Below are 12,516 nucleotides of genomic sequence, written 5' to 3'. Positions count from 1 at the left end.
GCGCCGGCGCCGCTTGCGGTAGTGCGGCCAGTACCGCAATGCTTGGCTTCTTTGCCGGGAGCAGCGCCGTGGCTGGATTCGTCGACTTCTTCAGCGATACCAAGACCCGCCCCGGCGCGGCCATGCGCGCGGTGATGGCTGCGGCCGAAGTGGGCGACGAGCGCGCCGGCGAGGACCCCAGCGTCAATCGCCTGGTCGAACGCTGCGCCGCGCTGCTGGGCAAGCCGGCGGCGCTGTACCTGCCTTCGGGCACCATGTGCAACGAGATCGCCCTGGCCGTGCACTGCCGTCCCGGCGACGAGGTGATCTGCGATGTGACCTCGCACCTGATCGGCTTCGAGGGCGGCGGCCCGGCCGCGCTGGCCGGCGTCATGCTCACTGCCATCGCCGGCGACCGCGGCCGCTTCGACGCGGCCCAGCTGCGGGCCGTGCTGCGGCCGGACCGCCCCTACGCGCCGCGCCAGCGCCTGCTGGAAGTGGAGCAGACCGCGAACCTCGGCGGCGGCACGATCTGGCCGCTGGCGCAGCTGGACGAGGTCGCCGCGGCGGCCAGGGCCCACGGCCTGGCCACGCACATGGACGGTGCGCGGCTGTTCAATGCGGCAGTGGCCTCGGGCGTGAGCGTCGCGCGCTACGCGGAACACTACGACTCGGTCTGGATCGACTTCTCCAAGGGCCTGGGCGCGCCCGGCGGCGCGGTGCTGGCCGGCCCGGCCGATTTCATCCATGAGGCCACCCGCCTCAAGCTGCGCTGGGGCGGCGCCATGCGCCAGAGCGGCATCATCGCCGCGGCCTGCGACTACGCGCTGGACCATCACGTGGAACGCCTGGCCGAGGATCACGCCAATGCCCAGGCCCTGGCCCGCGGCATCGCCGCCATCGACGGCCTGGGCATAGACCTGGCGGCGGTGCAGACCAACCTGGTCTATTTCGATGTGCTGCGCCCGGACCTGGACGCGCCGCGCCTCAGCGCCGCACTGCTGCACCGCGGCGTGCGCGTCAGCGAGATGGGCCCGCGCACCCTGCGCGCGGTGACCCATCTCGACGTGGACGCCGCCGCCGTCGAACTGGCCCTGCAGGCGCTGCGCGAAACCCTTGCACAGCACTAGCCACGGCGCGACACCGCTCTGCAAATCCCGAATCCCGGCCTCAGCCCCGCCGGCGCTGCACCGCCTGCGGCAGCGCCGCGATGCGCGCGTATTCGCCGCGCTCAAAGCAATGCGGATCGGCGAGGTAGTCCAGCGCCATGCCGGTGGCATCGTCGCCCCAGAACAGTTCCTGGTCCAGGCGCAGCGTGGGCACGCCGAACACGCCGGCCGCCAGGGCCTGGGCGGTGTTGTCGCGCAGCTGCTGCTTGACGGATTCGGCGCCCAGCGCGGTTTCCGGATCGGCGATGCCCAGCGCGGCGGCGGCCTCGCCCAGGCTGGCGATGCTGTCGGCGGGCTGTCCGTGCTGCCAGATGTATTCGAAGATGCGTTCCACCGCCGGCCAGGTCGTGCCGGCGGCGATGCACAGGCGCAGCGCCTGCAGCGGGTTGAACGGATGCGCCGGCGGAAAGCGCAGCGGCACGCCCTGGCGCGCGGCCTGCCATTGCACGAAGCGGTAGGTGAAGCCGCGCTTGCCCGGGATCTCGGCCGGTCCGAGCTGGCCGTGCTGGTCCAGCACGGCGGCGAACAGGATGGGCACGGGACGCACGGCGATGCGCTCGCGCAGGGCCAGCACCTTGCGTAACTGCAGCCAGGCGAAGGGCGAGATGAAATCGAAATACCAGTCGGCTTGCATGGCGGAATCCCGGGTGAGGAAGCCGCACCCTACGCTGCCTGCCGCCGCGACGAACAGGGGCGGGCGCGCCAGGCTGGCGGAGACGGCCTGCCGCGCGGCTCTTGCGGGCCGCAATCGCGCTGCCAGCGGCCGCCCGGGTTCGTGGCGTGCCTTGCGCACGGCAGCGGAGTCGCGACGAATCCCGCGTTCAGTCGCAGCTGGACCGGGCTGGCGGCGTGCGCTTTTCCAGGCGCCGCCGCCGGATGATCTCCTACGGCCGGAATCCTGCGTTCAATGCCACAGGCCCAGGATCAGTCCGATCGCGCTGAACTGCAGCGTGTGATAGCCGCCGTCGATCAGGAACAGCTTCAGGCTGCGGCGCGCGAACAGATAGTTGGTGCCGAAGCTGGTGGCCACCCAGAACAGGCCGGCGGCGAAGCCCGCGCCCAGGCCGAAGGCCATCGGCGGCCGCGGCCCGAGGAAGATCGCGAACATCCAGGCCGCGAGCAGGCTGAGGACTAAGGACAGGCCGAAGATGCGCGCCATGTTGCCGCGCGCCAGCTCCGCGTCGCTCAGGCCCACCTCGCGCTGCCAGGCCTTGCCGAACAGCAGCGGCGAATACCACAGGCCACCGATGACGAAACCGGCGATTGCCGCCGCCACTACCGCCCAATAATTGATTGCCGGCATGACACCCCTCCTGTGTTGACGTGCGACCAGACTGGCACCCCGGCGGCGCCGGGTATTGGAAAAATGTCACCGGACCACGACGCTGCCCGGATCCGGCTGCGCGCTGCGCAGGAAGGCGGCCGGGCTCAGGCCGCTGAACTGCTGGAAATCGCGGATCAGATGGGATTGGTCGTAATAGCCGCAGTCGGCCGCCAGCGCGGCCCAGTCCGGCGCGCCGCCGCCCAGGCAGCCCAGCGCGTGCTGGAAGCGGTGGATGCGCGCCAGCGACTTGGGCGGCAGGCCTACGGCGCGGCTGAGCAGGGCGCTCAGGTGCTTGCGGCTGCAGCCGGCGTCGCGGGCCAGATCCTCGGTGCGCACGCGGCCGCCGCTGTCGGCGATGCGTCCCAGCGTCCAGTGCACCAGCGGATGCACGCTGCGGCCGCTGAGGCAGGTGTCGAGCAGCCAGTCCTCGACCAGATCCAGGCGCTGCGCGACCGAGGCGGTATTCAGCAACTGCTCGCGCAGCCGCGTCGCCGCCGGGCCGGCCAGCTCGCGCAGCGGACCGGTGCGGTTGGCCAGTTCGGCCTGGGACCAGGGCAGCAGGCTGGCCGCGCCGGCGGCGCCGAAAGCGACGCCCAGCAGTACCGATCCGTACGGCGCGGCGCATTCGATGGGGCCTTCGTACAGGCCGGAGAACCAGATGTCGTCGAAGACGATGCGCACTTCCGGCGGACCGGGCAGGCAGAGGTATTGCGGCGGACCGAGGTTGATCAGCAGATAGCTGCGCGCCTGGGGCAGGATACGGTCGCGCTGGTAGGTGACCCGGCCGGCGCCATGCCAGAACTGCAGCACATGGCGGCGCAGGGCCGGATGCGGCCGGCGCTGGGCGATGTCCCAGACGCCCAGGGCCGAGTCGTGCCGATGCAGGTCGATCGCGCCCGATGCCATAGCCGTCCCCCGCTCGCGTATCCGCGCGCGGCGATTATGCCGCCTGGCCGCTGTGCCGTGCGCAGCGGTGCTGTGCAGGTTTCATGGGTTTTCGTTCATTCCCGGCGCAGGGGCGGCCTGTTAGACTCCGCGCCACAAAAATCAGAACATCGCCGGCGTGGCGTCGCCGGTAACCCTGTCCCGCACGGCGCGGGAATGCACGGGGAAATCCATGAAAGACAAGAACGAGATCGTCAGCAACTGGCTGCCGCGTTATACCGGCGTGCCGCTGGAAGAGTTCGGCAAGTACGTACTGCTGACCAATTTCAGCAACTATGTGGAACTGTTTGCAAAGTGGCATGGTGTTGAAGTCCGCGGACGCGACAAGGCCATGCCCAGCGCCCATGCCGATGGGCTCTCCATCATCAATTTCGGCATGGGCAGCCCGACCGCGGCGACCATCATGGATCTGCTGTCGGCGGTTATGCCCAAGGCCGTGCTGTTTCTCGGCAAATGCGGCGGGCTGAAGAAAAAGAACCAGCTCGGCGACCTGATCCTGCCCATAGCTGCACTGCGCGGCGAAGGCACCTCCAACGACTATTTCCCGCCGGAAGTGCCGGCCCTGCCGGCGTTCACGCTGCAGCGCGCGGTGTCCTCCACGGTGCGCGACCACGGCCGCGATTACTGGACCGGCACGGTCTACACCACCAACCGCCGCGTGTGGGAACACGACGACGCATTCAAGGCCTATCTGCGCCGCACGCGCTGCATGGCCATCGACATGGAAACTGCAACGGTCTTCAGTGTCGGCTTCGCCAACAAGATTCCCACCGGCGCGCTGTTGCTGGTGTCGGACCAGCCCATGATTCCCGAAGGCGTGAAGACCGAGGAAAGCGACCGCAAGGTCACTGGCGAATTCGTCGAGGCGCAAATCCGCATCGGCATCGACGCGCTCAAGGAAATCCGCGACGAAGGGCAGTCGGTCAAGCATCTGCGCTTCTGAGGCGCCGCCCCGTGGCGGCTGCGGCGGCACGGTTGCAGTGCCGTTGCAGCCGGCGCAACACCTTCGCGCGGCGCAAGCACCGTCACGGCCCCGGCGTTCCGCCGCAGGCCGCGGTGCAGTCGGACGGGCTACTTGCCCTTGTTGGCGTCATCCATGCTCCAGTTGAACTGGAGCAGGATCACCGACGGCTCCTTGCCGTTCTCGAAACGCACCTTGCATTCGACCGACTGCCGGTATTCGCTGGTCAATCCCTTGTCGAACACGATCTGCGAGGTCAGGTACAAGGTATCGGGCGTCTCGGCCTTGGCCCTTGCGGCCAAGTCCTTGAGATCGAGTTCAAAGGTGCGGTTGGCCAGCTTGGCCTTGACCGCCGCCTCGCAGGCGCTGGCGGCGGTCTGCTCGCGGCCGCCGCCGCAGGCTGTGAGCAATACCGCCATGGCGATTGCTGTCATGGCTGAGCGCATCGACTGTCCCCCCTGTTGCGGTACGCAGCGCGTTCGTGCGCGCTACCTGGAATAGTCAGTTCTCGCCCAAGTATAGCAGCGGCTTTTGCATCCGCTGTGCCATTTTCATTAAGTCCGGCGCAGAGATTGCGTGCACCTGCAACATGCCGCGCCGCCTGGCGTGCAAGACGCTAAGCGGATGTGAAAGACGCCCCGAGTTGCGCCGCATCACGCCCGCCAGCGTCTCCAGTCCCACACCCCGAATAGCGAATCCCGGCCTTCAGTAACGCGGCACCGACGGGTCGACCAGCCGCGACCACGCATCGATGCCGCCCTCCACATTGAACACCTGGCGGAAGCCCAGGCCGCGGAAATGCTCCGCGGCGCCGCGGCTGGAATTGCCGTGGTGGCAAAGGAAGGCCAGCGGCTGCTCCTTGGGCAGGGCGGCGAGCTGGGCCACGCTGTCCTCGTCGAGCACCTGCGCGGCGGGGAAGGGCGCCAGCGCACGGTCCTGCGCCGGGCGCACGTCGATCACGCGGATATCGCCGCGCTCCAGGCGCGTCTTCAGCGTCTGCACGTCCAGCGGCTGCACCGCCGGCGGCGCGTTCGGGTTGGTGATGGACAGGCCGCTGCCCTGCACGGTGTCCACCCAGTCGATCACGATGCCGCGGGCGCGCTGGGCGGTGGCTATGTCCATCAGCACTTCGATGCCGTTGGACTGGGCGCGGATCTCGTTGCCCTCGGCTTCGCGCAGGAAGAAGTTGGCCTGGAAACGCGCATCCATGGACAGATGCAGGGCGCCTTCTGCCTCGGCCAGGCCGGCGCGCATGGCTTCTGCGGCGGCGTCGGTGATGGTGATGTCTGGCGGCGTGCGGTCGGGCTTGGGCAGGCCCAGGAGTTCGTGCAGCTCGCCGGAATTGGCCATGCCGGCGACGATGTCGGCGCCGCCGACGAGTTCGCCGTCCACGTACAGCTGCGGGATGGTCGGCCAGTTGCCGTAGACCTTGATGCCCTCGCGGATCTCCGGGTCGGCCAGCACGTCGACGCTGACATAGTCGTCCAGCAGGCCGTTGAGAATGCCCGCCGTGCCGGCGGAGAAGCCGCAGCGCGGCGCGTGGCGCGTGCCTTTCATGAACAGGACGATGCGATTGCCCTGCAGCAGCTGGTCGATTCGGGTACGGACGGCGGGATCGAGATTCATGAGTTTGGCTAGGCCTGGCGGACAGAGGGGCATGATAACGCCTGGCCAGATGCGGGCGGGCCGGCGCCGGCGCAAGGCCGGCTTGGGGGGAAGGCGCCGCTCGCGCGTCTACACGCCGGGCCGGCCGCGGGGCGAAAACGCCACGCGGGCCGCAGAGGTGGCGCGAAGCGCGTCGCAATCCAGAGAAATTTCACGTTCAGCGGTGAACTTCCCGGATTCTGGCCCCGCAACGCTTCGGTAATAATCGCCGCGCCTGGCCCCTGTTCCATGGATTCTGGAGAATTTCTATGCGCCGTTCGCTGCTCGCCCTGAGCATTTCCTTCGCCCTGTGCTCCGCCGCCGCCGCGCAGAACACCGCCGCCCCGGACAGGCCGGCGGCCAACGATCCCAGCATTCCGCTGACCTATGTGGGCGCCAACGCCCGCGTCAGCCTGGGGGTGAACGAGGACGGCGACGTCAACGGCGAGGCCCTGGGCATCTTCGGCTTCGACGGCGATTCCGCCTGGATAGGCCAGCTCTGGCTGGCCCAGGGCGGCGCCGGCGGCGTACAGTTCGACTACCACTGGCTACTCGGCGGCAAGACCCGCCAGGACACCATCGACAATCCCGACAGCGTGCGCGTGGCCAAGGCCTTCGTCGCGGTGGACCAGAACGTGTGGAATGACCGCAAGGCGACGGTCGGCGTGGGCTACCAGAAGAACGATTTCTTCGTCGACGGCTATCTGTCCGGCGCGATCAGCGGCAAGCGTTTCATCGGCAGCACCACCGATGTCACCACTGCGACGCTGAGCGGCGTGGAGAACGGCCACGCCTATACCCAGCTGCAGACCACGACGCTCATCACCGACGCGTTCGAGCATCCCTACGACCATGGCATAGGCCTGCGCCTGGGCCGCTATTTCGACGATTCCCTGTGGCGCATCCGCGGCGGCCTGGATTACGAGCGCGGCAAGTACAATTCCGACCAGTTGACGCTTTCGCTCGGTGTGGACAAGTACATCCGCAACACCGGCTGGAGCCTGTCGCTGGACGGCGAGCAGCTGAAGAAGTCCGGCGATTTCGAGTTTGACGAGAACGACACCCGCGGCTGGCTCAGCCTGCGCTACGAATTCGGCCAGAGCTACCGCCCGCGCGAGCCCTACCGCATGGTCGAGGTGGTCACGCCGGCGCCGCAGGTCGCGCAGGCGGCGGCCGAGCCCACCCTGGTGCGCAACGACGTGCGCCTGGACGGCGATGCCTTCTTCAATTTCGACCATGCGGACCTGCGCCCCGACGCGATCGCGGCGCTGGATGCGCTGCTGGCCAAGCTCAACGGCAACACCCGCGTCAGCCGCATCACCATCACCGGCCATACCGACAGCGTCGGCAGCGAGGCCTACAACCAGGCGCTGTCCGAGCGCCGCGCCGCCAGCGCCAAGGCCTACCTGGTTTCGCGCGGCGTGCCGGCGGAGCAGATCGACACCCGCGGCGCCGGCGAGCTGAATCCGAGCTTCCCCAACGACACCGCAGCCAACCGGCAGAAGAACCGCCGCGTCGATATCGAATTCCTCAGTGTCGAGGAAACCTCGACCCCGGCGCCGGCCGCCCAGCCGGGCAAGGACTCGGTGGAATGGAAGCGCGAGCCGGTCGCCGCGCCGGCGGCCTGGATCGAGCGCGCGCTGCGCAATCCGGCCCAGCACAAGCGCACCGTCGACGTCTACCGCTTCGAGCGCGCCACGACCACCACCACGCTGGGGCCGCGCACCTACGCCAACACCGCGCCGGACGCGGTCGACGATGCCATCGCAATCCCGTTCGGTTCGCCGGCCGTAACCATCGACGTGCTGGGCAACGACACCGATCCTGAAAACGATACGCTGACGGTGACCGGCGTGACCCAGCCGGCGCACGGCTCGGTCACTTACACCGCCACCGGCGTCACGTTCACGCCGTCGCCGGTCCATGTCGGCATCCAGGTGTTCACCTATACCATCAGCGACGGCCACGGCGGCACCGACACCGCCTTCGTCGGCGTCACCGTCGGCGGCGACGGCGTCAACCGGCCGCCGGTCGCCGCCGATGACAGCGCCAGCACCGCGGTGGGCACGCCGGTGAATATCCGCGTGCTGGACAACGACAGCGATCCGGAAAACGATCCGCTCACGGTGGCCTCGGTCGGCACGCCGGCGCATGGCCAGGTCGTCATCAACCGGGATGCCAGCGTGACCTATACGCCGGCCGCCGGCTTCGAGGGCACCGACAGCTTCACCTACGTGGCCGGCGATTCGCGCGGCCAGACGGCGACCGCGCGCGTCAGCGTCACCGTGGGCGGCAGCGGCGGCAACCGGCCCCCGGTCGCTATGCCGGACGAGTTCGGCATGCTCAAGGGCGTCGGGGCCAACCTCGCCGTGCTGGCCAACGACTCGGATCCCGACGGCGACACCCTGCGCGTGATCGCGGTGGAAAACCTCGGCCCGCACCGCGGCACCGTGAGCATCAACCCGGACGGCACCATCCGCTTCGAGCACCAGCACGGCACCAACGGCCGCGGCAAGCTGCGCTACACCATCACCGACGACCACGGCCACGAAGCCTCGGCCGAAGTGGTGATCCGGATTACCGAAATCCCGTTCTGATCCGCGCGGGAAGGCCGCACCGGCCACCGGTGCGGCCTTCTGCCTTCCCGCGCCTGACCCCGCCGCACCGGATGCCCGTCATCCGGTGTTTGCGTTTCTGCGGGCGGAAAAACCAGACATGGGTCCGCCGGCCCAGGTGTTGCCGGCAAAAACTCATTCGCGGGATGCATCTTTTCTGGGTCTTCAGGTCCGGCGCCTGCCGGCGGCGCATGGCCATTTCTGCAGGGCGCGATCCGCCTCCGGCGCGCGCCGGAGCGGAGCGCAGCCACGCTTCGTTCAGACCTGTACGGATTGCAGGCTCCGTGCAGTCGGCCGGCCCTGAAATCTTGCAATATCGACAATTCAGCACCGCCGCGCGGTGCTGACGACCGCAACAGAACACGGCGCGAACCAGGGGCAAGCCGCGCTTTTCCCGAATCGAGGTCAAGACATGTCACTACCGCATCGTTCAGCGCTGGCGCTGGCCATTGCCGCGCTGGTTTCCGGATCCGCCCTGGCCGCGGACTACGCCCGCATTCCCCGCGACCAGGTGCCGCGCGCCGTCGCCCGCGGCGCCAGCGTGGTGCACGATTACGGCAGCTTCGCCTGGGTGCGCGGCAGCGGCAGCGGTGCCGGCGAGGCGGAAACCTTCAGCCTGGACCTGGGCTACCGCAGCTTCGATCCGCGCCAGGACAGCGCGGCCAACACCAAGGAATATGGCGACGGCAAGGCGCTGCGCCTGGTCCAGTTCGACGGCCCGGTCAAGCAGGAGTGGCTGGATTCCCTCACCGCCGCCGGCGTGCGGCCGCTGCAGTACATCGCGCCGTTCAGCTACGTGGTCTGGGCCGACAGCGCGGCCCTGGCGCAGGCGCGCCAGCGCAGCGGCGCGTTGCGCTGGAGTGGCGACTTTCTTGCAAAGTACAAGACTGCCAATGTCAACGACGGCCTGCTGCGCGGCGAGCAGCAATGGCGCGCCATGCTGTATCGCGGCGCCGGCATCGCCGACGCGGCGCTGCGCGCCAGCGGCGTCAGCGTGGGCAAGCGCAGCGTGATCGACCGCGAATTCGAGATCGTCGAACTCGAAGGCGCCAACGCCCAGGCGCTGCAACAGCTGGCGCAGATGCCCGGCGTATACGCACTGGATCCGGTGCCGCGCGATGGCGGCAAGCGCGCCGAGCTGGCCAACCAGATCACCGCCAACAACCTCGGCGCCACCAATCTGCCGGTGCCGGGCTACCTGGCCTGGCTGGGCACGGCCGGCGTCACCGGCAACGGCGTGAAGATCGCCAACGTGGACGGCGGCATCTTCGACACCCATCCCGACCTGGTCGGCCGCATGCTGCCGTGTACCGGCGACACCTGCGGCGGCACGGCCACCGACGATCACGGCACCCACACCGCCGGCATCATGGCCGGCGACGGCAGCTCAGGCAGCAACGATGCCAACGGTTTCCGCCGCGGTCTGGGCATGGCGCCGGGCGCCAAGCTGATCGAACAGGTCTACGACCCGACGTTCACCCAGGCCGGCGGCATGCTCAAGCTGATGCGCCAGTCGCAGGACAACGGTGCCGACATTTCCGGCAACAGCTGGGGGCCGGCAGGCTCGCCGCGCGGCTACGACGCGGACACGCGCCAGGTCGACGTGGGCACCCGCGACACCAAGCCTGACATCGCCGGCGACCAGCCGCTGACCTATGTGCTGTCGATCATGAACGGCTACGGCGGCACCAGCTCGCAGGGCTCGCCCGACGAGGCCAAGAACGTCATCACCGTCGGCTCGACCAAGGCGCAGACCAACACCGGCGCCGCCATTCCCCAGTTCAACGATCTTTCCGACAACAGCGGCCATGGCCCGGCCCTGGACGGCCGCCGCATCCCCCACCTGGTCGCGCCAGGTTGCTCGGTGGATTCGCCGGTCAGCGCCACCGGCTACGGCTACAAATGCGGCACCAGCATGGCCTCGCCCCAGGTCAGCGGCCTGTCCGCGCTGTTCATCGAGAAATACCGCACGGCCCACGCCGGCGCCTCGCCCAGCACGGCGCTGATCAAGGCCGCGCTGATCGCCGCGGCCATGGATCTCAACGGCCATTTCGACGCCGACGGCGTGGCTATGGGCCACCGCCCGGATTCCCGGCAGGGCTGGGGCCGCGTGCGCGCCGACTGGCTGATCGGCCCGGCCACGCCGGTGCTGTACTACGACCAGGACACCCGCGTATTCGACAACACCGGCGAGAGCTGGACCCTCAATGTCGCCCCGCCCGATCCGGCCAAGCCGGTGCAGATCGTGCTGGCCTATACCGATGCGCCGGGCCATGGCCTGGGCGGCACCACGCCGGCCTGGAACAACGACCTGGATCTCAGCGTCGGCGTCGGTGCCAGCGTCTACCTTGGCAATGTGTTCGGCGCCGACGGCAACAGCGCCACCGGCGGCAGCGCGGACAACCGCAACAATGTGGAATCGGTGGTGCTCACGCCGGCCGCACTGGCCGGCGGCGCGCTGGAAGTGCGCGTGGCGGCGGCCAACATCAGCTCCGACGCGCTGCCCAACAGCGGCGACACCACCGACCAGGATTTCGCCCTGGTCTGCGTCAATTGCGTCTCCCAGCCCGATTACACGCTGAGCATCCCCGATACCTCGCAGGAGGTGTGCACCACCTCGGCCAGCACGACCAGCTACGCGGTCGCGGTCGGTTCGGTGATGAGCTATGTCACGCCGGTGAACCTGAGCCTGGCCGGCCTGCCGGCCGGCGCTACCGGCGTGGTCACGCCGCCCAGCCTGGCGCCGGGCAACAGCGCCAGCGTGGACCTCAGCACCCTGGACGCGGTCGCGCCGGGCAACTACAGCTTCCAGCTGCAGGCCGCCTCGACCTCGGCCAACCGCAGCCGCGCGCTGGAACTGGCCGTGGCCAATGCCGCGCCGGCGGCGCCGGTCCTGGCCGCGCCGGCGGCCGGCGCCACCAATGTCCCGCTGCGGCCGACCTTCAGCTGGGCCGCCGCGGCGCAGGGCCGCGATTACGTACTCGAAGTGGCCAGCGACGCGGCCTTCGGCAGCATCCTGTTCAGCGCCACCACCCGGCTGACCAGCGCCACGCCGGATATCGACCTGCCCAGCAACACCCCGCTGTACTGGCGCGTGCGCTCGGACAATATCTGCGGCACCGGCGCGGCCTCGGCCGGCCGGCCGTTCAGCACCGTGGCCCTGCCCGGCGATTGCGGCGTGGGTTCGGCGGCGCGTGTGCTGCTGAGTGAAAACGTGGAAAACGGCGCAAACGGCTGGGTCGCCTCGGCCGGCAGCGGCAGCACCACCTGGGCGATCAGCACCGCGCGGCCCTACGGCGGCAGCGGCAGCTCCTGGCTGGCCCAGGACATCGATAGCAGCAGCGACCAGCGCCTGACTTCGCCGAGCATCACGCTGCCCGGCGGCGAGAACCCGCTGACCCTGCAGTTCCAGAACGACCAGACCCTGGAGCCGCGCGGCTCCACCGGTTGCTGGGACGGCGGCTTTATCGAGGTTTCCAGCGACGGCGGCACCACGTTTACCGCGCTGCCGGGTACGGCCATGCTGACCGATCCCTTCGACGGCCCGCTGGAGGCCGGCCCCGCGATCAACAAGCCGGCCTGGTGCGGCGATCCGCAGCCGTACATGAAGTCGGTGGTCGATCTGAGCGCCTACGCCGGCCAGGCGGTGAAGATCCGCTTCCGCATGACCAGCGACACCACCCAGGGCCGCCTGCCGCACGGCTGGTACGTCGACAACATCCGCGTGCAGAGCTGCGCGGCGCAGTCGCCGGATTCGATCTTCGCCAGCGGTTTCGAGCCGGCGCCGTAGCGCGGGCATTGCGGTCGGCGCAAGGAACAGCCGCGGGAAGCGATTCCTGCGGCTTTTTTCTTTTTCGGCCTGCCACAGCGACGCCGCGC

General features: G+C 69.1%; 9 protein-coding genes. 4 read left to right on the top strand and 5 right to left on the bottom strand.

Going from position 1 to position 12,516, the window contains the following annotated elements; genetic code table 11:
• The first annotated feature begins 68 nt into the window (after positions 1–68).
• The gene (locus NM961_RS17700; RefSeq protein ID WP_255915744.1) at positions 69–1,109 is read left to right on the top strand and encodes a threonine aldolase family protein; all 1,041 of its coding nucleotides are present in this window, start codon (positions 69–71) and stop codon (positions 1,107–1,109) included.
• A gap of 40 nt (positions 1,110–1,149) precedes the next feature.
• On the opposite strand, the gene NM961_RS17695 is transcribed toward NM961_RS17700, so the two are convergent.
• From NM961_RS17695 to NM961_RS17685, 3 genes are all read right to left on the bottom strand, one after another.
• Positions 1,150–1,782, bottom strand: a complete 633-nt coding sequence (locus NM961_RS17695) for a 2-hydroxychromene-2-carboxylate isomerase (RefSeq protein WP_255915743.1) — start codon at positions 1,780–1,782, stop codon at positions 1,150–1,152.
• 270 nt (positions 1,783–2,052) lie between these two features.
• On the bottom strand, positions 2,053–2,451 hold the full coding sequence (locus NM961_RS17690) for a DUF1761 domain-containing protein (protein ID WP_255915742.1): 399 nt from the start codon (positions 2,449–2,451) through the stop codon (positions 2,053–2,055).
• Between the two features lie 66 nt (positions 2,452–2,517).
• Positions 2,518–3,378: a helix-turn-helix domain-containing protein gene (locus NM961_RS17685; protein ID WP_255915741.1), complete on the bottom strand. Its 861-nt coding sequence runs from the start codon at positions 3,376–3,378 to the stop codon at positions 2,518–2,520.
• Between the two features lie 211 nt (positions 3,379–3,589).
• Here NM961_RS17685 and NM961_RS17680 point away from each other — a divergent pair, with 211 nt between their 5' ends.
• A complete protein-coding gene (locus NM961_RS17680; protein ID WP_255915740.1) occupies positions 3,590–4,360 on the top strand; it encodes an AMP nucleosidase in 771 nt (256 codons plus the stop codon).
• A gap of 128 nt (positions 4,361–4,488) precedes the next feature.
• Here the strand turns inward: NM961_RS17680 and NM961_RS17675 are convergent, their stop codons facing one another.
• Complete coding sequence (locus tag NM961_RS17675) at positions 4,489–4,812, bottom strand: hypothetical protein (RefSeq protein ID WP_255915739.1); 324 nt, start codon at positions 4,810–4,812, stop codon at positions 4,489–4,491.
• Between the two features lie 271 nt (positions 4,813–5,083).
• Complete coding sequence (grxD, locus tag NM961_RS17670; RefSeq protein WP_255915738.1) at positions 5,084–6,004, bottom strand: Grx4 family monothiol glutaredoxin; 921 nt, start codon at positions 6,002–6,004, stop codon at positions 5,084–5,086.
• 287 nt (positions 6,005–6,291) lie between these two features.
• Between grxD and NM961_RS17665 the strand changes: the two genes are divergently transcribed.
• Together NM961_RS17665 and NM961_RS17660 are read left to right on the top strand one after the other, a co-directional pair.
• A complete protein-coding gene (locus NM961_RS17665) occupies positions 6,292–8,619 on the top strand; it encodes an Ig-like domain-containing protein (protein WP_255915737.1) in 2,328 nt (775 codons plus the stop codon).
• Between the two features lie 430 nt (positions 8,620–9,049).
• Positions 9,050–12,427, top strand: coding sequence for a S8 family serine peptidase (locus NM961_RS17660; RefSeq protein ID WP_255915736.1), 3,378 nt, complete (start codon positions 9,050–9,052; stop codon positions 12,425–12,427).
• Positions 12,428–12,516 lie beyond the last annotated feature (89 nt).

Origin of the sequence: Tahibacter harae (assembly GCF_024437735.1) — a bacterium.
Taxonomy (GTDB): domain Bacteria; phylum Pseudomonadota; class Gammaproteobacteria; order Xanthomonadales; family Rhodanobacteraceae; genus Tahibacter; species Tahibacter harae.
Note: the sequence above shows the minus strand (reverse complement) of the source record. Positions and strands in the feature narration are given on the sequence as shown.